The sequence below is a fragment of the Rhodococcus sp. NPDC079359 genome, assembly GCF_040702585.1.
Taxonomy (GTDB): domain Bacteria; phylum Actinomycetota; class Actinomycetes; order Mycobacteriales; family Mycobacteriaceae; genus Rhodococcoides.
In genome coordinates, this window is record NZ_JBFBLH010000002.1 from 79,204 (window position 1) to 105,534 (window position 26,331).

Consider the following 26,331-nt stretch of genomic DNA (forward strand, 5'->3'; position numbering starts at 1 on the left):
CGTGCCACAGGCATCGACTCGCGCCTTGCGGAAGGCAACGCTAACCTAACTAGCCTGGGTACACAACGGCTTCGAAGACACCACACACGGGCAGCAATTCGAGCAGGGCGAGAGCTCAGCTCAGCAAGGCCGCGATCTCCGCAGCCTGCCGGTCCAGTTCGGATCGTTGCGGCGACGACGGCCGAGCCCGCAGGCCGAAGCCGTCACCGATCATGCGGGGGATGACGTGCAGATGCACGTGGAAGATTTCCTGACCGGCGACCGTGCCGTCGGCGAGGAACAGGTTGACGCCCGCGACACGCGGGTTGCCGGCACGCAGAGCGGCAGCCACCTTCTGCCCCACCACGAACAGGTGCGCCCCGACCTCCGGCGGCAACTCCGCCAGCGTCCGATACTGCTCCTTGGGCACCACCAACACATGTCCGCTGGTGAGCGGCCTGATGTCCATGAACGCAATCGCTGTCTCGTCCTCGTGGACGCGAGAAGCCTCGGCCGTCCCGGCAATGATCTCGGCGAAAATCGTATAAGGGTTCACAGTCACGAACTCTAAGGTCCGCCGCAGTTCACCCCACCGTCACCACGATGGTCATCGCGACGGCGAAGACGACCGTCGGCACAGCCATGCCCGCAAGAAACCCAAGACCGAAGCGACGCCCACCTGAAGTGAAGGCCAGCACACTCTTGACCAGTAGGTTCGTTCCGAGCGCAGCGGCGATTGCCTGCAGCGCGCTGTCGACCGTGATCGTGCCTTTCGCAGCAAGGCTCGCAGCACCGAGAGCACCGGCGTGAGCATCGGCGAGACCCGCCGCAGCTGCGGCGAGCACCGCTCCTCGCGAACCGAGAACGTCAGCACCCCATCGGCCGACAAACAGGGCGAAGACGAGAACAGCAGCCAAGACGAGTGCCGGCCGCAACGAAAACGGCCGCGCCGAGGTGTGCGGCTCGACGCCTGCGCTCGTCACCTCGGCGTCTCGTGGAGCCACTGCGGCACCGCGGTAGACGACGGCAGCGACTACAACGAGCACCATGGCTCCCACCACCACCGGGGGCCACAGTCGTCGAAGCACCTCCGGCTCGACGAACCCGATGACGACGAGCAACTGTATGAAAGTGGCAAGGCTGGCAACGAGCGCCCCGGCGAGCGGTGCCCGTATCTCATCGGCTGTCCGGCTCAGCCGGCCCATCGACGCAGTTGTCGCACTTGCGGATACGAATCCGCCGGCCAGACCCGTGACGAGCAGACCACGCTGGGACCCAAGCGTACGGACGCCGATGTATCCGATCCATCCGATACCGGTGAGCAGAACGACGAGGAGCCACACCTTGGCCGGGTTGAGCACGCCGTAGGGTCCGATTCCGCGATCGGGTAACAACGGCAGGATGACAAACGCCGCCACGAGGAACTTGATGGCGTCTTCGAGTTCGATCTCGCTGACCATCTGACGGGCGAAGCGATGAATGCGAGACTTCGACGCCAGCAGTCCGGCCACGATCACGGAAAGGGCTACGGCCACCGACGGGTCGGTAAAGGCGAGGGCGCCGAGCAGATAGGCCACCAGCGCGGCAATCTCGGTAGTGGTCCCCGGGTCCTGCTCGCTGGTGCGGAGATAGGCAAGCGCCATGAGCAGCCCGACGACGACGATGCCGGCCGACACTGCCCAGTTGTCGAAGCTGGCGGCGACGGCTCCGGCAAGAGACAGCAGTGCGAATGAACGCGACCCGGCCGGGAGCGTGCGGATATGGCTACGTTCACGCTCGAACCCGAGCAGCAGCCCGATGGCGAGCGCCACCAGGAAGGGCTCGACGTCCGTCCAGCTCACGACTGTTTCTCCGATCGCTCACTACTGGAACGGATTTGCCGCAACGAGCGACTACTACCGGTCGAGTCGACGACGGATCCCGAAGTCGGATCGGATTCGAATCCACGGCCGGTCCAGTTTCGGACCAGTTCGCCTCGAGCGGCGAACACAGCCGAGCCCCATCCGTCTCTGCTGCGGTCCGACGTCTCCGTCACGGCGTCAGCTCTCAGCGTCGCAGTAGGTCACAATCCAATTGTCGTGACTACACAGTCGAAGAAACAGGGCAGAAGGTCCCTCACGTCATCGCCATAGGTGCGGTCCGTCGATGTTCCGACATCACCGAACGAGCCCTACCTGTACCGGGCGCTGCCGACGCTACGTGGGCAACATGGCTGAGGCTGCAGGCGTTCGGTAACCCGACTACTGTTTGCCGATGAGCATCGGCGGGGTTCTCTTCGACATCGACGGCGTTCTCGTCACGTCGTGGCAGGCGGTGCCAGGGGCAGCAGAGACTCTGAAGTACCTGGACAGCAAGGACATTGCTCGCGCCTTCCTGACGAATACGACGTCCAAAACCCGTGGACAGATCGCTACGGCGCTGCGCGAGGTGGGACTCGACGTGCACTCGGACGAGATCGTCACGGCCGCGTCGCTCACCGCGGATCATCTGCGTGAGAACTATCCGGACGCGCGGGTGGTGCTGATCAACAACGGTGAGATCGCAGGCGACATGCCGGGAATCGAGTTCGTCGACGAGACGTCCGAGGATCCCGATGTCGTCGTCGTCGGCGGGGCAGGCCCGGAGTTCACCCACGAGCGGCTCAGCCGCGTCTACGACTGGCTGTGCCGGGGCATTCCCGTGGTCGCGATGCACCGTTCGTTGATGTGGAGCACCGGAGCCGGACTGCGCATCGACACCGGCATGTACCTCGGGGGTATGGAACAGGCGTCGGGACATACCGCGAAGGCCATCGGCAAGCCCGCTCCGCTGGGATTCCGGACGGCGTCCGAGCGGATGGGCGTGGACCCCGACGACGTCGTCATGGTCGGCGACGACCTCGACAACGACGTCCTCGCCGCCCAGGTCGTCGGGATGACCGGCGTGCTCGTTCGCACCGGGAAGTTCCGTCAGGACGTGCTCGACCGACGCATCACCGACGAATTCGCGATGGAACCCGACCACGTGATCGACTCCGTGGCCGACCTCCCCGGTGTCCTCTCCTGACTACAGAATCGGCGACGGGCTGTACGACGCCCCGGCGGGGAACTTCGCGATCAGACGCTCCACTGCCGAGACGACCGCACTGACCTGAGCGTCGGCGGCACCGACGAATGCCGTCTTGTCGGCCAGTGCAGCATCGAGGGCAGCGCGGTCGAGTGGCAGCCGATCGTCGGCGGCCAGACGGTCGAGCAGGTCCGGCTCCAGTCCCTGCTCACGCATCGCCAGCGCAACCGCGACGGCGTGCTCCTTGATCGCCTCGTGCGCCGTCTCGCGTCCGACGCCTGCGCGCACGGCGGCCATGAGCACCTTGGTCGTCGCGAGGAACGGCAGGTAGCGGTCGAGTTCCTTGGCGATGACGGCCGGGTACGCACCGAACTCGTCGAGCACCGTCAGGAAGGTCTCGATGAGGCCGTCGATGGCGAAGAAGGCGTCGGGCAGCGCGACGCGGCGCACGACGGAACAGAAGACGTCGCCCTCGTTCCACTGCGCTCCGGCGAGCTCGGCGGCCATCGAGCCGTAGCCGCGCAGCACCACCTGCAGTCCGTTGACGCGCTCGCACGAGCGGGTGTTCATCTTGTGCGGCATTGCCGACGAGCCCACCTGGCCCGCCTGGAAGCCCTCGGTGACGAGTTCGTGGCCTGCCATCAGGCGAACGGTGTGGGCGAACGAGGACGGTCCGGCACCGATCTGGACCAGCGCGGAGACGACCTCGTGGTCGAGCGAACGGGGGTACACCTGGCCGACGCTCGTCATCGTGTGCCGGAAACCGAGGTGATCGGCGACTATGCGCTCGAGCGCGACGAGCTTGGCCGAGTCGCCGCCGAACAGGTCGAGCATGTCCTGCGAGGTACCCATCGGGCCCTTGATGCCGCGCAGCGGGTAGCGCGCGATCAGCTCCTGTACCCGGGACAGGGCCAACAGCAGCTCGTCGGCGGCCGACGCGAAACGCTTGCCCAGAGTGGTCGCCTGAGCTGCGACATTGTGACTGCGACCGGCCATCACCAGCGAGGAGTACTCGGCAGCGCGCTCGGCCAGCCTCTTCGCGACGGCGACGCCGTGCGCGTGGACGTGCTCGAGGGAGCGCAGAATCTGCAGCTGCTCGACGTTCTCGGTGAGGTCGCGGCTGGTGAGCCCCTTGTGGATGTGCTCGTGGCCGGCGAGGGCGTTGAACTCTTCGATGCGGGCCTTGACGTCGTGCCGGGTGACGCGCTCACGCTCGGCGATCGACGCGAGATCCACCTGATCGACGACGGCTTCGTAGTCCGCGATGGCCGCGTTGGGGACGTCGACTCCGAGGGAGGACTGCGCGCGCAACACAGCGATCCACAGTTGGCGTTCGAGGGCGATCTTGTGCTCCGGCGACCACAGCTCCACCAGTTCGGGACTCGCGTAACGGGTGGCCAGGACATTCGGGATGCTCACGAGCGTCCAGCTTACGTGGCGCAGTTGTCGGTCTCGGAAGACGACTGCACTGTTTCGGAAAAGGACTGCAGTACCGGCCTCCCGGGATCGCGTACGCCGCCCTTTTCCTGGTGCCAGCGGCTGCGCGCCGCGTGGAATAACCGACGCGCGCTCCGATGTTGGAGCCGTCGTGAGCCGAACAGTGAAGGTCGACATCTGGTCCGACATCGCATGCCCCTGGTGCTTCGTTGGCAAGCGCCGTTTCGAGGCAGGCGCTGCGGAGTTCACCGCCGGGGGCGGAACGCTCGAGGTGGAGTTCCACTCGTTCGAGCTGGCACCCGACACACCGATCGACTTCGATGGCAGCGAGGTCGACTTTCTCGTCTCGCACAAAGGTATGCCGGCCGCCCAGGTCACGCAGATGTTGGCGCAGATGACCGAGCTGGCCGCAGGCGAGGGGCTCGCGTACGACTTCGATGCCGTGCAGCACACCAACACCGTCAAGGCGCACGAGCTCCTGCACTTCGCGAAGTCGAAGGGCATGCAGGTCGAGATGAAGGAACGGCTCCTGGCGGCCTACTTCGAGGAGGGCCGCCACGTCGGCCGCACCGATGATCTCGCCGACCTGGCCGCGGAGGTCGGCCTCGACCGTGACGAGGCGGCCCGGGCGCTGAAGTCCGAGGAGTTCCTGCCGGCCGTGCGGGCGGACAAGGAGCAGGCCATCGCCTACGGAATCAGCGGCGTACCGTTCTTCGTGATCGACGGACGGCTCGGTGTGTCCGGCGCACAAGAACCGTCGGTGTTCGTAGACGTGCTGCAGAAAGCCGCTGCCGGGTCATGAGCGGTCCTTTGGAGATCGTCGGCGACGACGGCCCCGTCTGCGAGGACGGCGTGTGCGAGGTGCCACCGATCCACGACGCAGACTTCGGCGAGACCGGCCAGCAGTCAATCGGCTTGCACCTGTTCCGCCGGTGCCACGATGTCGATGACGGCCAGCAGCATGCTTCGTGCCATGTGACGGGGGTCGGGGTCCACTTCGCTGAGCGCTCCGACGACGGCTCCGTCGACCACTGCCACGAGTCGTCGTAGCTGCTCTTCCTGCACGGTTCGGCCCGATCGGCGCAGGACATCGGTGAGCAGGTCGTCGATCTGGGCGCGCAGCCGCAGCTGCACTTCTCGTAGTTCGGGATGCCGGGCCGAGGCGATGAAGCGTTCGTACCGTGCGATCAGCTGCTCGTGCCCGTCCTGTGGCCCGATGAGCAGGTCGACGATGAGGTCGACCGTCGATTCCATTTCGTTCGAGCACTTGCCCTCGTCGTCGATGCGGCCGCGCATGACGTCGATCTCACGGGTTCCGACGACGTCGACCGCCGCGGCCACCAGGTCTCCGAGGGACTCGAAATAGTAGGTGGTCGACGCAAGAGGAAGCCCGGCTCGCGCGGCCACCGATCGGTGCCGCACCGCGTCGAAGCCGCCCTCGACGAGAAGGTCCGCGGCCGCAGACGCCAGTGCCTGCCGGCGGCGCACCCCCTTCGGAGTCGCACCCGACACCTTGTGCTGCGACTCGGTCGGACCTGCGGACATTCAAGTCATCGTGCCAGCTCGAGGCCGTTCGTCGGACTGCTTTCGCGCTATGGAATTGTCGTTGCTCGTGGCACCTCGAACGATCGACCTTCGCTCCGACACCATCACCCGACCCGATTCGGTCATGCGAAAAGCCATGGCCGACGCCGAAGTGGGCGACGACGTCCTCGATCACGATCCGACGATGGCAGCGCTGGAAGAAGCGGTGGCAGCTCTGCTCGGGTTCGAGTCGGCACTGTGGGTTCCGTCGGGGTCGATGGGCAACATCATCGCGCTGATGCTGCATCTGCAGCGCGGCGATCGCTTCCTGGCCCCCGAACATGCGCACGTCCTGGGGTCCGAGCTCGGTACCGCCGCATGGCTGGCAGGCGGGATGCCCGACGCCCTCCCCCACGACGGCGGTCCCGGCCGCCCTCTGGCGTCGACGGTGCGTGCGAAAGCGGGCGGTGCAGGACCGTACTTCTCGCTACGGACCACGCTGCTGTCGCTCGAGAACACCCACAACTTCGCCGGCGGGACCGTGATCGGACCAGACGAATGGGCGGAACTCGTTGCCGCCGGACGTGATTGCGGGCTGAAGGTCCACCTGGACGGCGCGAGACTGTGGAATGCCGCTGTCGCCCTGGATGTTCCGATCGCGTCGCTCGCTGCCGGTGCCGACACGGTGCAGGTATGCCTGAGCAAGGGCCTCGGCGCACCCGTCGGCTCGATGCTCGTCTCGGATTCCGCACGTATCCACGAGGCGCGACGCGTCCGAAAGATGTTGGGCGGCGGCGTCCGTCAGGGTGGCGTGCTGGCCGCGGCCGGGCTCGTCGCATTGGGTCGCATCGGTGATCTCGCCGAGGATCACGCCAACGCGTCCACCCTCGCTTCCGGGCTGCGCGAGCGAGGCTGGGAGGTGGTAGAGCCGGAGACCAACATCGTCCTCGCGACGGTTCCCGACCCGGCGACGACGGTCACCGAGCTGGCCGAGCTTGGGATCGCCGCGGTGACCGTCGCGGGCAAGGTGCGCTTCGTGACCCACCGCGACGTCGACGCCGCCGATATCGCCGAGGTACTGGAGCGTCTGCGCCGCACGTGAACGCAGCGCCTTCCTGTCGTTCCGCAGGCTCCACTCCTGCCTCGTAGCCTGCTACGAGGTTCCACTCACGACCCGAAGCCGCTCGAGCGCCTCGGCGACGTCGGACGTGGTGCCTGCGAACGAGAATCGCACCGTGTGATTGCCGCGCACGGTGTCGAAGTCGACACCCGGTGCCAGTGCGACGCCGGTCTCGGACAGCACTCGCGCGCACCAGCTCCGCGAATTCTCGGTCAGGTGCGCAATGTCGGCGTACACGTAGAAGGCACCGTCGGCCGGTGCGAGGTCGGTGATGCCCATGGCCGGCAAACCGTCGAGCAGAATTCGGCGGTTGACGGCGTAGCGCTCGACGTGTGAATCCAACTCGATGCGCGACTCCTCGGTGAACGCCGCGATGGCGGCCACCTGGGAAATCGCCGGTGGGCACACCGTCATGTTCGACGCCAATCGTTCGACGGCCCTGCGCAATCGGGTCGGAAGTAGCATCCAGCCGAGCCGCCATCCGGTCATCGAGAAGTACTTCGACACCGATCCGATGGCGACGGATTCTTTCGATGTCTCCCAGGCGCTCGACGTGCGCGCGTCCCCGTAGGCGATGCCGTGGTAGATCTCGTCCGAGATCAGCAGAGTTCCGTGCTCGTCGCACCAGCGCGCGATTGCCGCCAGCTCGTCGGCGTCGATGATCGTGCCGGTGGGGTTGGCGGGGCTCGCGATGATGAGACCCGCGGGCGGTTCGGGCAGTTCCTCGAGCATCGCGACGGTCGGTTGGAACCGTGTCTCTTCCACACAGTCGAGCTCGACGACGCGGCAGCCCAACGCCGCCAACGTGTTTCGATACGCCGGATAGCCGGGCCTGGCCATCACGACCGTATCCCCCGCGTCGAACGCTGCGAGGAACAGCAACGTGAACGCGCCCGACGAGCCGGTCGTGATCACCACGTCCGCGGCGTCGACGGTGATGCCGTACCGCGCGCTGTGGTGCTCGGCGATAGCGCGACGCAGCGGCAAAATCCCCAGCGTCTCGGTGTACCCCAGCAGATGCGAATCCAGAGCCTCGCGGGTAGCGCGCAACACCGGCTCGGGCGCTCGGGTGGAGGGTTGACCTGCAGCAAGAGAGAGCACGTCGCCATGAGTGCGCGCCCGCTCGGCCGCCGCGGCGAACACATCCATCACATGGAACGGCTCGACCTTCGATCGCTGCGATTCACTGTGCATTGTTTCGACACTACTGATCCCGGTTCGCTCGGTACCTCTGACCTTTGCAAACGCGCGCGTTCGCCAAGTGCGCGCAAGATCGACTGGCAACGTCCGGCAATTCCGCGCGCGTCTCACGAACGCGCGCGCGTTTGCTGGAACACGCCGGCCGACGCCCGCCCACTCACCGCACCTACAGCGAGATGCGACCCTCCACGGCAGCCAGCCCGATGTCCGTACGAAAGTGACTGCCCGGCAATCGGATTCCCGCGATGCGTGAGTAGGCGTCGTCCCGGGCGGCGGTGAGGTCGAATCCGGTTCCGACCACGCTGAGCACGCGTCCACCCGCGGAGACGACCGCGCCGTCCTTCACCGCGGTGCCGGCATGCAGCACGCCTTCGCCCTCGGAGCCGAGGATTTCGTCACCGGTGCGTGGTCGACCGGGGTAGTTCTCGGCGGCGATGACGACGGTGACGGCCGCGCCGTCCTTCCAGCGCAGCGGCGGAAGTGACGCAAGTGTGCCGGTTGCCGTCGCGTTCAACGCTTCACCGAGAGGTGAGTCGAGCAGCGCGAGCACCGCCTGGGTCTCGGGATCGCCGAAGCGGCAGTTGAATTCGACGACCGCCGGACCGTCGGCACCCATGGCAAGACCCGCGTACAGCAGACCGGAGAACGGCACACCGCGCTCGACCATCTCGGCGGCAACGGGTTTCACGACATCGCGAACGATCTCCTCGACCGCGCCCTCGGGCAACCACGGCAACGGGGTGTACGCACCCATGCCGCCGGTGTTGGGTCCGGTGTCTCCGTCGCCGACGCGTTTGTGGTCCTGCGCGGGCAGCAGCGGCACCACGGTCTCGCCGTCGACGAGGCAGAAGAGGGAGACCTCGGGTCCGTCGAGGAACGATTCGAGCAGTACCGGGTGACCGTTCTCGAGGAGCTCCGCTGCGTGATCGCGAGCGATGAGGCGATCGGTGGTGACGACGACACCCTTGCCTGCGGCCAAGCCGTCGTCCTTGACCACCCAGTGGGGTCCGAAACGGTCGAGGGCTGCGTCGAGCAGGGCGGGCGAGTCGACGATTTCGCTGTGCGCGGTCCGCACACCGGCCGCTGCCATCACGTCCTTGGCGAAGGCCTTGGACCCTTCGATGCGCGCAGCCTCCGCGGAGGGGCCGAACGCAGCGATGCCGGCCTGACGGAGGGCGTCGGCCACGCCGAGGACCAGTGGAACCTCCGGTCCGATGACGACGAGATCGGCTTCGACCTTCTTCGCCAGCGCGGTCACCGCCTCACCGGAGGCGACGTCGACCGCGTGTTGCTCGGCGAGCTTCGCGGTGCCTGCGTTGCCGGGAGCCACGAAGAGCTTCTCGACCGACGGATCGGCCTTCAACGCAAGGAGGAGGGCGTGCTCACGAGCACCGGAACCTATGACTAGTACGCGCACAGTGCATCAGACTATCTGCTCGACGCGAAAGCGCCCCGCACCTGTCACGGCGCGGGGCTCTTTCGTGGTGGTTCGGTGTTACTGCGTGAGGTCGTAGAACGTCACGTTGTCGACCGTGGTCGCGGTGAAGTTCTCGGTGACCCAGGCGGAGATTTCTGCCGAGGTCCCCGACTCCATGCCCGGCATGCCGCCGCCTCCGATGAAGTAGTGGATCTCTCCGTCGGCGACGTACTGCTGGAATTGGGCGAGGGTCGGCGAGGGGTCGGTGCCGTTGAAACCGCCGACCGGCATGACGGGATCCTCGGTGGCCAGTTGGTAACCCGCAGCGGTGTTGGCTCCGATGGCCGCTGCCACCCAGGTGTACGAGTCGGCGTCCTGCTCGAGCATCTCGGTGATGGCCGCAGTCGGTGCACTGCCTTCGAGCAGACCACCCATACCGCCGCCCATACCCCGACCCGTCCCGCCCATCTCGGCCCCGCCGGCAGCCCCGGCCTGACCCGGGAAACCCGCAGGCGGTTGCATTCCGGCAGGTATCTGAACCCCGGCCGGCAACTGCATCCCGCCCGGACCGCCTCGGCCTTCGCCCATACCGCCGAATCCGCGCATGCCGGTGTTGGGACCGGCCGAGACGATGGCTCCGGTATGCGGCGTGCCGATGGTGTCGACCGCATAGGCGGTCGGTCCGGCGAGTCCGGCGAACATCACCGCCAGGATCGATGCCGCAGCCAGCCTGCCGCGAGTCAGTGCCGGGATCAGCAGCGCGACGACCGCCACGATTCCGACGACGAGAATCGCCCACTTCAGCCACGGCACGAAACTCTCACTGCGACCGAGCAACACCCACGCCATCACGACGGTCGACGTCACCGCGACGGCCATCGCGATCCGCACCCAGTACGTCTCGCGTCGACGCCACAGCACCACACTGCCGATGCCGACGAGAGCAGCGACGGCGGGCGAGAGCGCAACGGTGTAGTACGCGTGGAAGATTCCGGCCATGAAGCTGAACGTCAAACCGGTGACCAGCAACCACGATCCCCAGACGATCAGCGAGGCTCGTTGCACGTCTGTCCGAGGAGCTTTGCCGCGCAACACGAGTCCGACGACCAGCAGTATCAGCGCGGCCGGAATGAGCCAGGCGATCTGGCCGCCCTGGGAGGCGTCGAACATGCGGAGGATGCCGGTCTCACCCCAGATCCCGCCGGGCATCCCCCCGGCCATGTCGCCGCCCATACCGCTGCGGCCGGGGGTGACACTTCCGGTCTCGTCACCACTGAGGCGACCGAATCCGTTGTACCCGAGCGTGAGTTCGAGAATCGAGTTGTTCTGCGAGCCACCGACCCACGGCCGGGAGGACGCCGGCCAGAATTCCACGATCAGAATCCACCATCCGGCCGAGACGATCATCGCGCCCAGCGCGCCGAACAGCTGCCACAGCCGGATGAGGAACTTCGGCGGCCCGGCGATCAGATAGGTCAGAGCCAGCGGCGGTACGACGAGCATGACCTGGAGTTGCTTGGTGAGGAAGCCGAATCCGACGAACATGCCGGTGATCAACAGCCACTTGGTCTTTCCGGTCTCGACGCCTCGCAGCAACGCCCACACCGCGGCGATCATCAGCAGCACCAGCAACGCGTCAGGATTGTTGAACCGGAACATCAGTGCGGCAACCGGAGTCACGGCAAGTACCAGGCCTGCGAGCAGACCGGCCGCGCCACCGAATCGACGCTTGACGGTAGCGCGCAGCAGCGCCACGGAGGCGACGCCGAGAAGAGCCTGGGGTACGAGCATCGCCCAGGTGTTGAGCCCGAAGATGCGTACCGACAACGACATCAGCCACAGCGACATCGGGGGCTTGTCCACGGTGATCGAGTTGGCGGCGTCGGAGGATCCGAAGAAGAAGGCCTTCCACGACACCGAACCCGCCTGTATCGCAGCGGAATAGAAGGAGTTGGCCCAGCCCGACGCGCCGAGTCCCCAGATGTAGGCAATGCCGGTTCCGAAGAGCAGGGCCACCAGCCCGACCAATTCCCAGCGCGGGGAGGTCACCGGTGCAGAATCGGCAGCCGCGGAGGGCCGCTCCATCGTCGTCGTCACAGGCTCTTCTCCGAACTCGCGGACTCCGAGCCTGCGTCCAGTGCGCTACGGAAGACCCACCGCAGGGCGACGAATCGGCACACGGTGGCAACGAGATTGGCGACAATGAGGACGGCGAGTTCGACGTGCCGGGACACATCGGGAACCCAGGCGTGCAGCACGGCGAGCGATCCACTGGTGACGAGAAGAGCGAAGCCGAAGATCGCCAGCCCCTGCAGTTGGTGTTTGCCCGCACCGTCCGGCCCCCGGACGCCGAAGGTGAAGGCACGGTTCGCCGCGGTGTTGAGCACAGCGGTGATCAGCAGCCCGAAGAAGTTCGCGGCCTGCGCGCCGATGAGAGAATGCAGCATCAGGTACAGCAGTGCGTAGGCGATGGTGCTGGCGATGCCGATGATGCCGAATCGCACCATCTGGCTGATCATTCCGTGCGGTACTCCTGGCACGAGCGGCTCCCGTCCCAGGCTTCGGCGAAGTTCGGCGACCGGAAGTACACCGGTGGCGAGGGCACGCCCGACGCGCCAGCAGCCCTGCAGGTCCTTGACGGCGGTGTCGACGATGTTGACGCTGCTGTTCGGGTCGTCGACCCAGTCCACGGGCACCTCGTGGATGCGCAGGCCGACTTTCTCTGCGATGACGAGCAATTCGGTGTCGAAGAACCACCCGGTGTCTTCGACGAGCGGCAACAGCTGTCGGGCGACGTCGGTACGCATGGCCTTGAAACCGCACTGCGCATCGGAGAAGCGTGCGCGCAGCGAAGTACGCAGAATGAGATTGTAACTACGCGAGATGAATTCACGTTTCGCGCCGCGAACCACTCGGGACGATCGGTTGAGCCGCGAGCCGATGGCGAGGTCCGAATGACCGGACATCAACGGTGCGATCAGCGGCATCAGGGCATTGAGATCGGTGGACAGATCGACGTCCATGTAGGCCACCACATCGGCGTCCGACGCCAGCCACACTGCTTTGAGGGCCCGGCCCCGCCCTTTCTCGTCCAGGTGATGAACCTGGACTCCGTCGATCTCGTCGGCGAGTCGACGTGCGACAGCGAGTGTTCCGTCGGTACTGGCATTGTCGGCGATCGTGATCGAGGACCGGAACGGGATTCGGTCCTCCAGATGCTCGTGGAGACGACGAATGCACTGTTCGAGATCGGCCTCTTCGTTGTATACCGGAATGACCACCTCGAGAGTGGCCGTGGCGTTCGAGCCGGGCCGCTGGCCTGCTGCTCGTGCGAGGGAATTCGTTGTCATGACGACAACGATCGGGCCCGGACCTTGAATCGCCCTGCGACCGACCTGGCAATTACCTGGGAGCCACGCCCACTGGTACGGCCCCGGTCGAGTCGGGTAGGGCATCCTGTTCCCATGGCTTCCATTTTCAGCAAGATCATCGCCGGTGAGATTCCGGGGCGTTTCGTGTGGCAGGACGACGACGTGGTTGCGTTTCTGACGATCGCGCCGCTCACCCCGGGCCACACGTTGGTGGTTCCGCGTGAGGAGATCGACCAGTGGCAGGACGTCGACGGTGCCGCGTTCGCCAAGATCACTGCCGTCGCGCAGATCATCGGTCAGGCCGTCAAGACCGCGTTCGATGCTCCCCGCGCCGGTCTGTTGATCGCCGGACTCGAGGTCCCGCACCTGCACCTGCACGTGTTTCCGGCGTACGACATGGGCAACTTCGACATCTCCGGTGCCGATCCGAATCCGTCGGCGGAGTCGCAGGACGAGGCCGCAGCCAAGCTCCGAGCAGCGCTACGCCGGCTCGGCCACGAGGCTCACGTCCCGAACTGACGCATCTCGCTCAACGCAGCGGCGTCAACAGCCGCCGACGCGTCCGAAGCTGCATCGAGACCTCGTCGGATCGGGTGTCGGGGTCGTAGCCGGGGCCGATGTCGGTGTCGATGTCGTGCGGCCCCGGCGCGACTCCGCATTCGGGGCACATCCCCAGTGGCCCGAGGTCGGTTCCGCAGTCCGCGTGCAGGAATCGTCGACGCTTCCCTGCGGGTTTCGCGGTCTGTTCCTCACCCCAGTAGCTCAGGGCGAACACCGCGGGCCACAGTCCTTCGAGGGCGGTGGTCGGAACGTAGTTCTCGCGCCCGCCCTCCGATGAGCGAGCTCGTCGTTCGAGCAGCCCGGCGTCGACCAGCGCGCCGAGTCGTTGTGCGAGGACTGCTTTGGAGATGTCGAGGTGGACCTGGAAATCACCGAAGCGTCGGACGCCGAAGAAGCAGTCGCGCACGATGAGCAAGGTCCATCGCTCACCGACGAGTTCGAGGGCACGGGCCAGGGAGCAGTCCTGGCGGGCGTAGTCGATTCCGAGTGCCATGGGGCGATAGTACAGTCTGTTGACCGAACCAAGTTGGGCGTTTACAGTTCGATCACCAGACCACAAGGACGACGATGACCGATACTGCACCCTCGCCCACCGGCACCGCGAACAGCGCCCGCGCGCTCACCATCGCAGCGCTCGGCACCCTGCTGACTCTGATGGCGTTCACCGCACCGCTCGCGACCATCAACAGCACCGCAGCCGATCTGATGTCCGACGCCGCAGGACGCACCTGGATTCTCAGCTCCATGAGCATCGGCCTCGCCGCGGCGTTGCTCACCACCGGTACGGTCGCCGACGACTTCGGACGTCGGCGCACGTTCGCTCTCGGCGCGGTGGTCCTGGCCGTCGGCGCAATCGTCTGCGCACTCGCCCCCAACACGCTGATCTTCGTTCTCGCCCGCATCCTGCAGGGCCTCGGCGGCGCGGCCGTCGTCGCCTCGAGCTTGGGCATCATCGCCCACACCCACCCGGCCGGTCCGGTGCGCGCGAAGGCCAGCGGGGTCTGGGGTGCGAGCGTGGGTGCAGGCATCGCTCTCGGGCCCTTGCTCGCCGCCGTGCTGGATCGCTCGGCGAGTTGGCGTACGGCCTACGTGGTGCTCGCGATCGCCACGCTCGCACTCGCCGTCGCCGCGCATGTGCTCGTCGAAGAATCCAGGTCCGACGCCCCCCGCGGCCTCGATCCGGTCGGCGCGCTGCTGTTGGCGACGGGCATCGCCGCGTTGCTGGCGGCCTTGGTCGAGGGCAGGCAGGGCTGGACAGCCATGGCCCCGATCATCTTGTTCGTGCTGGCCGCCCTGTTGCTGGGCGCGTTCGTGGTCCTTGAATTGCGCAGTGCCGCTGCGATGCTCGATCTCACCCTCTTCCGACACCCACCGTTTCTGGCCGCCACCGTCGCCGCGCTGGCCACCGGCGGCGGCATCATCGCCCTGATGTCGTACATGCCCGGATTCCTCGGAACCGTACTGGGAATCGACGCGCTCGGTGCCGCCCTGCTGCTGTTCGGTTGGTCGGCCACGTCCGTGGTCACCGCCTTGCTGGCCCGCAGGCTGCCCGCGTCGCTGAGCGGTCGAACGCAACTCGCCGTCGGGCTGGTGGGCGTCGCGATCGGCATGCTGATGCTGACGGGGCTGTCCGAGAACGCATCCTGGCCACGGTTGCTTCCCGGCCTGCTCGTGGCCGGAGTCGCCAGCGGCGTACTCAACGCTGCGCTCGGCCGCGAGGCGGTGGCCAGCGTTCCCGCCGGACGAGGCGGCATGGGCAGCGGTGCCAACAACACTGCGCGCTACGTCGGGTCCGCTATCGGGGTCACCGTCGTTGCGGTGGTTGCCGTTCCGGTAGGTGCCGACCAAGCCGGCGGACTGGTGCAGGGCTGGAACACCGCGGCCCTTGTCACCGCTGCGATCTCGGTTCTCGGGGCCGTGGTGGTGTCGTTCTCACGCGCCGGGCGCTAGCGAGTATTCCTGCTCCGGCCTCCCGGTCGATCCGTAACGCAGCTGCATGCGCAACCGGCCCTTGGACACCAGGGTCGCCAGATAACGCTGCGCTGTCGCGCGTGAAATGCCGATGGCTGCAGCAACTTCGCCCGCGGACATCGGGTCGGCCGTCGTGCGCACCGCATCGAGCACCAGGTCACGGGTCACGGACTGCGAGGACGGCAGCGGCGCGGCCGCGCGCGGGCGCAGCGCGTCGAGTCCGCCGTCGATGTCGGCCTGGGTCAGCTCCTCCGAACGGTCCAGAGCAGTCCGGTACGTCAGATACCCGGTGAGGCGGTCGATCAACGCCGATCGCGGAAACGGCTTGATCAGATACGTCCAGGCACCCGCGGTCATGGCCGCGCGCACCGTCTGTTGATCGGCCGCCGCCGAGAGCACCACTGCGTCGCACTCGAGTTCGCGCACCAGGTCGATTCCCGATCCGTCGGGCAGATAGACGTCCACCAGCGCCAGATCGAACGACTGCGACGACGCCAACTCCCGAGCCTGAGCGACACTCGTCGCGACTGCGGCGACCTTGTAGTTGTCGAGTGAATTCACCAGTGCCGCATGCAGATCCGCAACCCGGAAATCGTCGTCCACGACCAGCACTCTCATTGTGAGACCTCATCTGCCTGTAGCGCATCCGGTATCGACGCGATGAACACCGCGCCTCCTCGTTCGTTCTCCTCGGTGATCTGCCCACCGGCATCGGCCAGCGTCACGTCGCCACCGCGGGTGCGCGCGATCTGCCGACTCAGCGCCAGGCCCACTCCCCGACCGCCCGGCGATTCTTCGGTCGACTTGGTCGAGACTCCCTCGACGAATACCTGCTCGGGTGCCAGGTCCACCCCGTCGCCGGAATCGAGAACCACGATGTGCAACGTCGAACCGTCCTGCACCAGTTCCACTTCCACCTCGGCCGGCCGCCTGACTCCCAGCCTGGCAGCATCGATCGCATTGTCGACGAGATTGCCCAGCACCGTGGTCACGTCGACGGGGACGGCCACTTCGCCGCCGACCCAGGTGTTCTCGCCCAACACCAACCGCACTCCGCTCTCCCTCGCATGCGCGGCCTTCGCCGTCAGAAACGACCGCAGATAGGCGTCGGAGACGGCGTCGATGCCCTCGATGGATTCCGATCTCGGTCCGACACCGAGGATCTCGTCGATGTACTGCGACGCCCGATCCGGGTGACCCTCGTGCAGCAGTCCACTGACCAGATGCATCCGATTCGCGAACTCGTGACGCTGCGCGCGCAGCACAGCGGACATCGACTGCACCGCGTCGAGCTGACGCGTCAGCGTCTCCACGTCGGTTCGGTCGCGCACGGTCAGCACCGTACCCAGATCACGATTGTCGCGCAGCACTTTTCGGGCGGCCGCAATGACCACGACCTCGTTCACGGCCGCGAGAACCGGCTCGGACGTCGGCGATTCGATGACCTCGAGCAGCCTCGGGGTCAGACCGATGTCCTCGATGCGCATCCCCGGCTTACCGTCGATCGAGAGCAGGGTGCGCGCCTCGTCGTTGACGACCGTGACGACTCCATCGGGGTCGATGGCGACGACACCCTCACCGATTCCGTGCAACACCGCCTCTTGTTCCCGGACCAGTTCGGCGAGCTCCTCCGGCTCGAGCCCCAGAGTCAGCCGTTTCCATCTGCGCGCCAACAGAGTCGAGCCGATCAGCCCGAGCAGCAGTACGGCACCGGTCACCAACGCGCCGTTGATCAGATCTTTCACCAACTCGGTGCGCACGGCCGTCGTGGAGATGCCCACGCTCACTTCACCGATCACCACGTCGGTCGAACCGAGAGCCAGTACAGGCACTTTCGCGCGTACGGAGTCGCCGAGGGTGCCGCGCTCCTGCTCGACCACCTCGTTGCCCGCCAGCGCCCCCGACGGATCCGTACTCACCCGCTGACCCAGAACTGTCGGATCGGGATGCGCCAACCGCAGACCCCGATCGTCGGTGATGACGACGAACAGTGCGTCGGTGCGCATTCGGGCACCCTCGGCTGCACGCTGCAGTGCTCCGCCTGCCAACACTCCCGCAGGCGCGGCGTCGGTGCCTGCGGTGTCCACGGCAGAGAACTGCTCGACGAGCGAACGCACCTCCGGGTCCGACGCCACCGTCCGCGCAACGGCCAGTGCACGTTCGCCGTATTCCTCGCTCGCCTGGCTGCCACTGCTGATGGCGAAGACCCCGAACGCCACCGCCAGAGCCACCGCCACCAGCGCTGCCTGCAACAACAGCACCTGAGTCCTCAATCGCACCCAACCAGGCTATGCGCCGAGCGGGCTCGAGCACAATGCGCAAAAGGCTCTTTTCGTTGCTTGCGCGGGTAGTGCGCACAACAGCGAACATGTGATGCCGGTTACGTAACTTCAGTCACAACACGTAGTCCAACCGGACCCACCTCACACATTTCGAGAAGGAGTGCACGATGTTGGTGATACTCGGCTTCCTCATGGTAGCCGCCTTCATGTTCTTGATCCTGACCAAGAGAGCCACGCCCGTCGTCGCACTCACCCTCGTACCCGTCATCTTCGGTCTGCTGGCCGGCGCCGGGCTCGGCATCGGTGACATGATCACCGACGGCATCAAGTCCCTGGCCCCCACTGCAGCCCTGCTGTTCTTCGCGATCATCTTCTTCGGAATCATGATCGACGTCGGACTGTTCGACCCGCTGGTGCGCGGCATCCTGCGCCTCGTGCGAAACGACCCGATGAAACTCGTTGTCGGAACAGCCATTCTGGCCATGGTCGTCTCGCTCGACGGTGACGGCTCCACCACGTTCATCATCGTCACGTCCGCGCTGCTGCCGCTGTACCTCAAACTCGGTGTCAGCCCGGTCATTCTGACCGTCGTCGCCGGTCTCGCCAACGGCACGATGAACATCATCCCGTGGGGCGGCCCGACGGTGCGCGCCGCATCCGCTCTCGGTATCTCCCCGTCCGACGTCTTCGTTCCGATGGTTCCCTCGATGATCGTCGGCCTGATCATCGTGCTGCTGTTCGCCGTGCACCTGGGCATCATGGAGCGTCGTCGCATCGGCAAGTTGATCTACGAACCCGAACTGGTGGCCTCCGGTGGCGGCGGCAGTATCCGCAAGGGCGGCAAGGGAACCGGCGGATCAGGCACCGGCGGATCGGACGACTCCGGCGAATCGGGTCAGTTCTTCGACGGCCTGGACCCCAATCGCGACACGCTGCGCCCGAAGTTGCTGTGGTTCAACGCTGCTCTGACGGTCATCCTGCTCGTCATCCTCGTCATGGACATCCTGCCCATCCCGGTGCTGTTCATGATCGCTGCCTCGATCGCTCTGACGGTCAACTTCCCCAAGGTCAAGGAACAGGGCGACGCGATCGCACGGCACTCGTCCTCCATCGTCTCCGTGGTCGCCATGGTGCTCGCCGCAGCAATTCTCACCGGCGTCTTCCAGGGCACCGGCATGGTCGAGGCCATGGCCGAGTGGCTGCTCAACGTCATCCCGGCGGGCATGGGCCCGTACCTGGCCGTCATCACCGGCATCCTGAGCATCCCGCTGACGTTCTTCATGACCAACGACGCCTTCTACTTCGGCATCCTCCCGGTGTTGACCGAGACTGCGAGCAAGTACGGCATCGACCCCGTCGAGATGGCCCGTGCGTCGATCACCGGTCAGCCCGTCCACCTGCAGAGTCCGCTGGTTCCGGCCATCCTGCTGCTGGTCACCCTCGCCGGAGTGTCGCTGGCCGATCACCACAAGAAGGTGCTGTGGCGAGCGGTGGTCGTCTCCCTCGCGATGCTGGCCGTCGGCATCCTCCTCGGCCAGATCCCGTTCGGCTGATCCCCCACCCCACTCGTCGTAGGAGAAACTGTCATGACCGTTGGCGTACTGCACAACAATTCACCCGAGGGCCGCGCAGCGTTGGCGGCCGCAGTGCGAGAAGCCCGCATTCGAGAGACGGACCTCGTCGTCCTGCACGCACTCTCCGGATCGGCCGAGCCCTCCGCCGAGGCGGCCGAGACGCAGGCGGTATCCACGTCGGTGGAGACCGCTCTGGCCGATATCGATCACGCCGACGCCGTCTCCTGGACCGTGGCGGTGGGCCGGCCCGATCCCGATGCCGTCAACACCCTGCTGACCTTGGTCGAAGAGCAGAAGTCCGAGATCCTGGTGGTCGGCTCCCGACACCGCTCGGCGGTCGGAAAGTTCCTGATGGGACAGACCATTCAGCGCCTGCTCCTCGAGATTCCGGTCCCGGTTCTTCTGGTCAAGTCCGGAGCGTGAGTGCTCCGAAACGGATGAGACGAATACTGGGGAACAGCCTCCGATGGATCGGCCTCGCGGCCGTATCCGTCGGGGGCTGGGCCCTTTTCGCGGCCCTGGGCCTGACGGCACCGTCGTTGTTCGCGGCCCTCGTCGTCGCTGTGGTGTTCGCTCTGACCGGCCTCGGCCCGGCTGCGGTACCGCGCCCGGCGTCGATGGCAGCGCAGGGCACGCTTGCGGTGACCATCGGTCTGATGCTCGACACCGACACTCTCGGCGCGTTGGGCGAGAACTGGATTCCCGCCGTTCTCGTCGGTGCCGGGACGCTGGTCGTCAGCGCCGGTTGCGGCGCACTGCTCGCCCTGCATCGCGACGTCGACCCCGTCACCGGAGCACTGTCCCTGATCGCCGGTGGCGCAACGGGTCTGGTGTCCATCGCCCGAGAACTCGGCGGGGACGAGCGGATCGTCGCCGTGGTGCAATACCTGCGCGTCGCGCTCGTGGTGGTCACGATGCCGCTGATCGTCACGTTCGCGTTCCACACCGACACCGGCGGCGGAGCAGGCGCGGACGATACGGCGACGACGCCCTGGTACATCGGCACGGCCTTTCTGATCGCCGCCGTCATCGCCGGAATCGTTCTGGCGCGGCTCATCCGACTGCCCGCGCCGGCGACACTTGGACCGCTGATGATCGCCGGTGCCTGCGAACTGCTCGGATGGCCCGTCGACATCTCGGTACCCACGGTGCTGCTGCCGGTGGCGTTCATCGTCATCGGATGGCAAGCGGGGCTCGCCTTCACCGTGTCGAGCCTGCGGGCCATCGGTCGCATCTTCCCGTGGGCCGCGCTGCTGGTGCTCTCGATCGGGTTGGTGTGCGCGCTGTTCGGCTGGGCGCTGTCTGCGATCACCGGGGTCAGCATGCTCACCGGGTACCTCGCGACCACACCCGGCGGCCTGGCCGCCGTGCTTGCCGTGTCCGCGACCACGGGGTCGGATGTCACCTTCGTCGCATGTGTGCAGGTGATCCGACTGGTGTCGATGCTCGTGGCCGCGCCACTCGCCGCAGCCGCGTACACGAAACTGGCCGAGCGCAAGAAAGCGAGGACGGCAAGCGAATCAACTGTCGGCGCGGGGTAATTCGACCCGGAAGGTCGCACCCTGACCGGGGGCACTCTGCACCCGAACGGTGCCGTTGTGCGCCGCCACCAAAGCCGCGACGATCGAGAGCCCGAGCCCGCTGCCGCCGCTCTCGCGCGTCCGGGAGGAGTCGGCTCGATAGAAGCGCTCGAACACGTGCGCCGCCTCTTCCTCGCCCAGCCCTGGACCGGTGTCCTGGACTTCGAGCAGCACCGAGGACTGGGTGGTCCCGACGCAGACGGTGATCGACGCCGATTCCGGTGTGTGCCGCACCGCGTTTCCGACGAGGTTCGCCAGTACCTGCCGCAGGCGAGCGTCGTCGCCGCTGACCTCGGGTATTCCCGGCCCGGCCAACACTTTCAGCGAGATGTCCCGCGCGGGTGAGACCGCCTTGGCGTCGTGCACGGCATCAGCGGCGATGGTCAGTAGGTCGACGCGACGCATGTCGAGCGGGCGTTGCGCGTCGAGTCGCGCGAGCATCAGCAGGTCTTCGACGAGCAGGCCCATCCGCGCCGATTCGCCCTCGATACGCGTCATCAGCAACGAGATGTCGCTCATCGCGCCCTGCCGATACAACTCGGCGAACCCGCGGATCGTCGTCAGCGGGGTACGTAGTTCGTGGCTGGCGTCGGCGACGAAGCGGCGCATCCGATCCTCGGACGCACGAGCCGCCTCCTCCGAGGCCGCAGTTGCCGCGAATGCCCGCTGAATCTGCGAGAGCATTCCGTTGAGGGCCAACGACAATCGGCCCACCTCGGTCTTCTCACTCCACTCGGGAACCCGGCGATGCAGATCTCCGGCAGCGATGGCCGCGGCCGTCGTCTCCACTTCACGCAACGGTCGCAGACTGCGTCGCACCACGAAGTAGGCGATCACGGCCAGGGCAAGCAACACGGCGGCACCGATGTAGAACTGCAGCACCACGAGCCGGCTGACGGTCTGTTGGTTGGCGCTGAGCGACATGCCAACGGTGGTGGAACCCTCGCTGTTGGTCACCGTGATGACCCGCCACTCCTTCGACGGGTCGCCCTCGGAACCGACGGTCTTCGGAGTTGCCGACGGCGCACCGGACAGGTCCGGAACACTCTCGGCCACATCGTTGATCGGGCCCCGGACGGTACCGTCGTTGGCCACGGACCGAACGAAGAAGTTCGTCGGCGGCCGGTTCGGGTTGGGCTCGTCGATCGGAAAGGGCGGGCGTTCGCCACCCGGTTTCGCCCATCCCTGGGACGCTTCGACCAGTTGACTGTCCAGGCGACGCATCAGGGAGGACTCGAGCGACGACGTCACCGCCACACCGGACGCCAGCAGGCCCAACCCGACCAGGAGCAGCAACGCCGCGACCAAGGTGAAACGCAGCGGCAGGCTCCGAATCCGACCTCGAACGGCCGTCACCGGGGCTGGCGCATGACGTAGCCGACGCCTCGCAGTGTGTGAATCAAGCGAGTGTCTCCGGTATCGACCTTGCGACGTAGATACGACACATACGACTCCACCACTCCCACTTCACCGCCGAAGTCGTAGTGCCACACATGATCGAGGATTCTCGGCTTGCTCAGCACGGTTCCCGCGTTCACCATGAAGTACCGCAGCAGCGTGAACTCGGTGGGCGAGAGCGAGATCGGCTCGCCTGCCTTCCACACCTCGTGGGTGTCGTCGTCGAGTTCGATGTCCGCGAACGCAACTCGCGACGGCTGCGCGTCCTCGCTCTTGCCCGACCGGCGCAGGATCACGCGGAGTCGGGCCACCACTTCCTCGAGCGAGAACGGCTTGGTGACGTAGTCGTCCGCACCGAGAGTCAGCCCGGTCACCTTGTCTTCCACCGAGTCACGCGCGGTCAGGAACAGGGCAGGCGCATCGATTCCGTCGGCCCGCAGTCGACGCAGCAGACCGAACCCGTCCATGCCGGGCATCATCACGTCGAGAATGAGAGCCTCGGGCCTGAAGTTGCGCGCCTTGTCGAGAGCCTCGGGGCCGGACGACGCCGTCGCCACCTCGAATCCCTGGTACCTCAGGCTGACCGACAGCAGTTCGACGATGGTCGGTTCGTCGTCGACGATCAGGACTCTGGCCTCGGGTGTCTCGCTCACGGTGTCCATCTTCGCGCGAGATGCTGCTCGTTCGCTGGACTCTCGCTGTGAGGTTGCTGTGAGCCACCGACACGAAGTTGCCGCGAGCCACCGACAACACAGCCCGGCCACAGGGGGCATGATGGCAGCGATGCTCGACGCGAAGACCGACGGCCGAATCAGGACTCGGCCTCCCGTGTCATCCATGCACGTATTCGCAACTCTGCTCGTATTGGGCATCGTCTTCGGTGCCGATATCGCACGGTGGGTCGACTCGTCCCCCGCGCTGAAGACCGGCGCGACGGTGTTCACCGGGATCTTCGTGCAGGCGACGCCGTTCCTGGTGCTCGGAGTGCTCGTCAGCGGAAGTATCGCCGCGTTCGTCTCGCCGTCGGTGCTGCGACGAGTGGTCCCGAAGAACGAAACGGCTGCCGTCGCAGTGACGGGACTGGCCGGAATGGCGCTGCCCGGTTGTGAGTGCGGTGCCGTTCCCGTCTCGCGTCGGCTGATGGATCAGGGTGTTCCGGCATCGGCCGCCCTCGCGTTCCTGCTGTCGGCACCGGCGATCAACCCGGTCGTCCTGGTCTCGACCGCGGTGGCTTTTCCCGGCGAACCCGGCATGGTTCTCGCGCGGTTCCTCGGCTCGCTCGCCACTGCACTGGTGATGGGTTGGCTGTGGACCCGGTTCGGTAAGGCGGAGTGGATCACCGCGCGGCTGGCCGATCGCGGGCACGATCACGACCGCTCGAAGTGGGAGACGTTCCGCGAGTCGGCGCGTGCGGACCTGCTTCAGGCCGGGGCATTTCTCGTGTTCGGTGCCGCGGCCGCCGCCCTGCTGCATCTGGTGATTCCGGACTGGGTGTTCGCCCATCTCGCCGGGCAGTTGCTGCTGTCGATCCTGGTGATGGCCGTACTCGCGGTGATTCTGGCTCTGTGTTCGGAGGCCGATGCGTTCGTCGCCGCCAGCATGTCGATGCTGCCGCTGCTGCCGCGGTTGGTCTTCCTGGTGGTCGGACCTGCCGTCGACGTGAAGCTGATGGCGATGCAGGCGGGCAGTTTCGGACGCGGGTTCGTCGCACGTTTCGCCCCGCTGACGTTCGTCGTCGCGGTCGTGTGCGCCTCGGTGTGCGGCTACCTCGTTCTGGGAGCGCGATGAAGCGCGAGGTGCAGAACCTTCTGCTGTTTCTCCTCGGCGGAGCCATGGTCAAGATTTCGTTGGACGGCAGCTTTGTGCGATACGTCAAACCGTCGCTGCATCCGTATCTGCTGACTGCCGGCGTGTTGATCGTGCTCCTGGCGGCCGCGTCGATCGTGGCCGACATCCGCCGCGGGGGGCCGGCCGACGACGGGCACGATCATGATTCGCGTCCGTACTGGCTGCTGTTGGTCCCGCTCGCGGTCATCCTGTTCGTCGCACCGCCCGCGCTGGGTGTCTCCGCGGTCGGCGATCGATCCGTCACCTCGGCGGCCGACCGTCAGCGGACAGCGTTTCCACCTCTCCCGGACGAGCGCGCGCCCGAGGTTCCGTTGCTCGATGTCGTACAACGCGCGGTCAGAGACACCGAAGGCAGCCTCGACGGACGGGAGATTCGCGTCACCGGATTCGCCGTCGCCACCGCGAACGGAGGCTCACCGCGCGCCGACGGCACGACGGACGGCATTGATCTCGCTCGCATTCTCATCATCTGCTGCGCGGCCGACGCCAGGTCCGTTCGCATCCACCTCGACGCAGGTAGCGCGTCTCTCGACGACATTTCGGACGGCACCTGGCTGCAGATATCGGGGACCGTCGACGCGGCCACAGCGACGGAGGACACCGCGTTCACACCCACGATGACCGTCTCGACGGTCGAGCGAATCGACGCGCCCGCGAACACGTACGCGTACTGACAACCCGAAACCCATGGCCACTACCGACCCGAATTGGTACGATCGTACAAGTCACTTCCGACAATCGGACGAGCGCACCGTACCCGAACAGCGACAAGACGGTGCAAGGAGTGATTTTCGTGGCTTGGCTCATTCTCGTCGTCTCCGGCGTTCTCGAAGCGATCTGGGCGACAGCGCTCGGTAAGTCCGAGGGCTTCACCAAACTCGGACCGTCCGTCGTCTTCGGAGTCGCAGTGGTGCTCAGCATGATCGGTCTCGCGGTCGCGATGCGGTCGTTGCCCACCGGTACCGCCTACGCCGTCTGGGTGGGAATCGGTGCCACCCTCACCGTCGCGTACGCCATGATCACCGGCGAAGAAGCTGCATCACTGCTCAAGGTGGCACTTCTGGTCGGCATCGTCGGATGCGTCGTGGGACTGAAGGTTCTTCACTGATTTTCCGAGCTACGAGCAGTTACAGTAAAACGATGAATTGGGTGTCAGCGATCACACTGCCCGCGCGCGCCGGAATTGCCATCGCCGAGCAGGCGATCGGCGTCGCGGAGGTCGCGTTGGCCACCACCAGGATGGCCTTGGCCACCGGTGCATCCGGCACCGCAGGTGTCGCCTCGCTCGCCAATCCACGCGGCGGCACCATGCAACTGCTCGCCCAGCTCGGCCAACTCACCTCCGACGACCGCGCCCTGGGCAACGCACTCAAGGAAGGCGGACCCTTGGACCGCCTTCTCGCCCAGGGCGGCGTCGTCGACCGCCTCACTTCCGAGGACGGCACCCTCGAGCGGTTGCTCTCCCCGGGTGGCCCGGTCGAGCGAATTCTGGCTCCGGGCGGACCCTTGGACCGGCTGCTCGCCGAGGACGGACCGCTCGAACGACTGCTCGCCGAAGGCGGTCTGCTCGACCGCATCACCGCCACCAACGGACCGCTCGAACGACTGACGGCCAAGGACGGCCCGCTCGAGGTGCTCACGCGTCAGGACGGCCTGATCGAGCGTGCCATCGCCGAGGAGGGCATCCTCGAAACGCTGCTCGCCGAGGACGGTGCCGTCGAGCGACTGACAGCCAAGGGCGGACCGCTCGATCAGCTGGTCAAGCTGTCGGAGACACTGACGTCGGTGGCCCCGAACATCGAGCGGATGAGCATCTCGATCGACATCCTGCAGGATTCCGTGGAGATCCTCTCGGCTGCGGTCCACCCACTGGGCGAGCTGGTCGGCCGACTCCCGAGTCGCTGGCTCAAGAGCGGGAAACAGTCGGTTCACGAGTTGCACTGACGCCCCGGCCCCTGCGGCGAAATTCTCGACTCTCGGGGCTGCGGCGGTGACTCGTTGTTAGCGCTCACACTGGTTAGCGG

25 protein-coding genes and 1 riboswitch are annotated in these 26,331 nt (G+C 66.2%); of the genes, 12 read left to right on the forward strand and 13 right to left on the reverse strand.

What is annotated here, in order from left to right; genetic code table 11:
* Nucleotides 1-115: 115 nt before the first annotated feature.
* Nucleotides 116-535: an HIT domain-containing protein gene (locus tag AB0362_RS05020; protein WP_366235033.1), complete on the reverse strand. Its 420-nt coding sequence runs from the start codon at nt 533-535 to the stop codon at nt 116-118.
* A 28-nt stretch (nt 536-563) separates the two neighbouring features.
* The gene (locus AB0362_RS05025) at nt 564-1,820 is read right to left on the reverse strand and encodes a DUF4010 domain-containing protein (RefSeq protein WP_366235034.1); all 1,257 of its coding nucleotides are present in this window, start codon (nt 1,818-1,820) and stop codon (nt 564-566) included.
* Between the two features lie 412 nt (nt 1,821-2,232).
* Between AB0362_RS05025 and AB0362_RS05030 the strand changes: the two genes are divergently transcribed.
* On the forward strand, nt 2,233-3,024 hold the full coding sequence (locus AB0362_RS05030; protein ID WP_094668664.1) for an HAD-IIA family hydrolase: 792 nt from the start codon (nt 2,233-2,235) through the stop codon (nt 3,022-3,024).
* On the opposite strand, the gene purB is transcribed toward AB0362_RS05030, so the two are convergent.
* Nucleotides 3,025-4,443 carry an adenylosuccinate lyase gene (gene purB, locus AB0362_RS05035; RefSeq protein WP_094668665.1) on the reverse strand — a complete coding sequence of 473 codons (1,419 nt, stop codon included), beginning with the start codon at nt 4,441-4,443 and terminating at the stop codon, nt 3,025-3,027.
* Between the two features lie 169 nt (nt 4,444-4,612).
* On the opposite strand from purB, the gene AB0362_RS05040 reads away from it, so the two are divergent.
* A complete protein-coding gene (locus tag AB0362_RS05040; RefSeq protein WP_366235035.1) occupies nt 4,613-5,263 on the forward strand; it encodes a DsbA family oxidoreductase in 651 nt (216 codons plus the stop codon).
* Nucleotides 5,264-5,367: 104 nt separating this feature from the next.
* Here the strand turns inward: AB0362_RS05040 and AB0362_RS05045 are convergent, their stop codons facing one another.
* Nucleotides 5,368-6,006 carry a TetR family transcriptional regulator C-terminal domain-containing protein gene (locus tag AB0362_RS05045; RefSeq protein ID WP_366235036.1) on the reverse strand — a complete coding sequence of 213 codons (639 nt, stop codon included), beginning with the start codon at nt 6,004-6,006 and terminating at the stop codon, nt 5,368-5,370.
* A 49-nt stretch (nt 6,007-6,055) separates the two neighbouring features.
* On the opposite strand from AB0362_RS05045, the gene AB0362_RS05050 reads away from it, so the two are divergent.
* On the forward strand, nt 6,056-7,087 hold the full coding sequence (locus AB0362_RS05050) for a GntG family PLP-dependent aldolase (RefSeq protein WP_366235037.1): 1,032 nt from the start codon (nt 6,056-6,058) through the stop codon (nt 7,085-7,087).
* A gap of 51 nt (nt 7,088-7,138) precedes the next feature.
* On the opposite strand, the gene AB0362_RS05055 is transcribed toward AB0362_RS05050, so the two are convergent.
* The 4 genes from AB0362_RS05055 to AB0362_RS05070 form a co-directional block, all read right to left on the reverse strand.
* A complete protein-coding gene (locus AB0362_RS05055; RefSeq protein ID WP_366235039.1) occupies nt 7,139-8,299 on the reverse strand; it encodes a pyridoxal phosphate-dependent aminotransferase in 1,161 nt (386 codons plus the stop codon).
* A gap of 172 nt (nt 8,300-8,471) precedes the next feature.
* The gene (purD, locus tag AB0362_RS05060; protein ID WP_366235040.1) at nt 8,472-9,722 is read right to left on the reverse strand and encodes a phosphoribosylamine--glycine ligase; all 1,251 of its coding nucleotides are present in this window, start codon (nt 9,720-9,722) and stop codon (nt 8,472-8,474) included.
* A gap of 78 nt (nt 9,723-9,800) precedes the next feature.
* A complete protein-coding gene (locus AB0362_RS05065; protein WP_366235041.1) occupies nt 9,801-11,819 on the reverse strand; it encodes a glycosyltransferase family 39 protein in 2,019 nt (672 codons plus the stop codon).
* Nucleotides 11,816-13,072, reverse strand: a complete 1,257-nt coding sequence (locus AB0362_RS05070; RefSeq protein ID WP_366235042.1) for a bifunctional glycosyltransferase family 2/GtrA family protein — start codon at nt 13,070-13,072, stop codon at nt 11,816-11,818. The genes AB0362_RS05065 and AB0362_RS05070 overlap by 4 nt, the downstream gene beginning before the upstream one ends.
* 114 nt (nt 13,073-13,186) lie before the next feature.
* Between AB0362_RS05070 and AB0362_RS05075 the strand changes: the two genes are divergently transcribed.
* Nucleotides 13,187-13,612, forward strand: a complete 426-nt coding sequence (locus tag AB0362_RS05075) for an HIT family protein (RefSeq protein WP_149404970.1) — start codon at nt 13,187-13,189, stop codon at nt 13,610-13,612.
* Between the two features lie 10 nt (nt 13,613-13,622).
* On the opposite strand, the gene AB0362_RS05080 is transcribed toward AB0362_RS05075, so the two are convergent.
* A complete protein-coding gene (locus tag AB0362_RS05080; RefSeq protein ID WP_366235044.1) occupies nt 13,623-14,147 on the reverse strand; it encodes a helix-turn-helix domain-containing protein in 525 nt (174 codons plus the stop codon).
* Between the two features lie 74 nt (nt 14,148-14,221).
* Between AB0362_RS05080 and AB0362_RS05085 the strand changes: the two genes are divergently transcribed.
* The gene (locus AB0362_RS05085) at nt 14,222-15,604 is read left to right on the forward strand and encodes an MFS transporter (protein ID WP_366235045.1); all 1,383 of its coding nucleotides are present in this window, start codon (nt 14,222-14,224) and stop codon (nt 15,602-15,604) included.
* Here AB0362_RS05085 and AB0362_RS05090 read toward each other — a convergent pair.
* Both AB0362_RS05090 and AB0362_RS05095 read right to left on the reverse strand, forming a co-directional pair.
* Nucleotides 15,587-16,243 carry a response regulator gene (locus tag AB0362_RS05090; RefSeq protein WP_366235046.1) on the reverse strand — a complete coding sequence of 219 codons (657 nt, stop codon included), beginning with the start codon at nt 16,241-16,243 and terminating at the stop codon, nt 15,587-15,589. The two genes, AB0362_RS05085 and AB0362_RS05090, sit on opposite strands and share 18 nt — an antisense overlap.
* Nucleotides 16,240-17,904, reverse strand: coding sequence for a sensor histidine kinase (locus AB0362_RS05095; RefSeq protein ID WP_149404966.1), 1,665 nt, complete (start codon nt 17,902-17,904; stop codon nt 16,240-16,242). The genes AB0362_RS05090 and AB0362_RS05095 overlap by 4 nt, the downstream gene beginning before the upstream one ends.
* Before the next feature lie 170 nt (nt 17,905-18,074).
* Between AB0362_RS05095 and AB0362_RS05100 the strand changes: the two genes are divergently transcribed.
* Genes AB0362_RS05100 through AB0362_RS05110 form a run of 3 tightly spaced genes read left to right on the forward strand, consistent with a single transcriptional unit; the run spans nt 18,075 to nt 21,022 of the window.
* Nucleotides 18,075-19,460 carry a CitMHS family transporter gene (locus AB0362_RS05100; protein WP_068055829.1) on the forward strand — a complete coding sequence of 462 codons (1,386 nt, stop codon included), beginning with the start codon at nt 18,075-18,077 and terminating at the stop codon, nt 19,458-19,460.
* 33 nt (nt 19,461-19,493) lie between these two features.
* Nucleotides 19,494-19,904 carry a universal stress protein gene (locus AB0362_RS05105; protein ID WP_068055827.1) on the forward strand — a complete coding sequence of 137 codons (411 nt, stop codon included), beginning with the start codon at nt 19,494-19,496 and terminating at the stop codon, nt 19,902-19,904.
* The gene (locus AB0362_RS05110; RefSeq protein ID WP_366235048.1) at nt 19,901-21,022 is read left to right on the forward strand and encodes an AbrB family transcriptional regulator; all 1,122 of its coding nucleotides are present in this window, start codon (nt 19,901-19,903) and stop codon (nt 21,020-21,022) included. The genes AB0362_RS05105 and AB0362_RS05110 overlap by 4 nt, the downstream gene beginning before the upstream one ends.
* On the opposite strand, the gene AB0362_RS05115 is transcribed toward AB0362_RS05110, so the two are convergent.
* Nucleotides 21,002-22,387, reverse strand: a complete 1,386-nt coding sequence (locus AB0362_RS05115) for a HAMP domain-containing sensor histidine kinase (RefSeq protein WP_366235422.1) — start codon at nt 22,385-22,387, stop codon at nt 21,002-21,004. The genes AB0362_RS05110 and AB0362_RS05115 overlap by 21 nt on opposite strands.
* Nucleotides 22,388-22,413: 26 nt before the next feature.
* The gene (locus AB0362_RS05120) at nt 22,414-23,121 is read right to left on the reverse strand and encodes a response regulator transcription factor (protein ID WP_068055814.1); all 708 of its coding nucleotides are present in this window, start codon (nt 23,119-23,121) and stop codon (nt 22,414-22,416) included.
* 175 nt (nt 23,122-23,296) lie between these two features.
* On the opposite strand from AB0362_RS05120, the gene AB0362_RS05125 reads away from it, so the two are divergent.
* From AB0362_RS05125 to AB0362_RS05140, 4 genes are all read left to right on the forward strand, one after another.
* Nucleotides 23,297-24,247 carry a permease gene (locus AB0362_RS05125; RefSeq protein ID WP_366235049.1) on the forward strand — a complete coding sequence of 317 codons (951 nt, stop codon included), beginning with the start codon at nt 23,297-23,299 and terminating at the stop codon, nt 24,245-24,247.
* Nucleotides 24,244-24,981: a TIGR03943 family protein gene (locus AB0362_RS05130; protein WP_366235050.1), complete on the forward strand. Its 738-nt coding sequence runs from the start codon at nt 24,244-24,246 to the stop codon at nt 24,979-24,981. The genes AB0362_RS05125 and AB0362_RS05130 overlap by 4 nt, the downstream gene beginning before the upstream one ends.
* 45 nt (nt 24,982-25,026) lie before the next feature.
* A riboswitch (guanidine-III (ykkC-III) riboswitch) is annotated at nt 25,027-25,089 on the forward strand.
* 11 nt (nt 25,090-25,100) lie between these two features.
* Nucleotides 25,101-25,415 carry a multidrug efflux SMR transporter gene (locus AB0362_RS05135; RefSeq protein WP_068055819.1) on the forward strand — a complete coding sequence of 105 codons (315 nt, stop codon included), beginning with the start codon at nt 25,101-25,103 and terminating at the stop codon, nt 25,413-25,415.
* A gap of 32 nt (nt 25,416-25,447) precedes the next feature.
* A complete protein-coding gene (locus AB0362_RS05140; protein WP_094615630.1) occupies nt 25,448-26,251 on the forward strand; it encodes an ABC transporter in 804 nt (267 codons plus the stop codon).
* Nucleotides 26,252-26,331 lie beyond the last annotated feature (80 nt).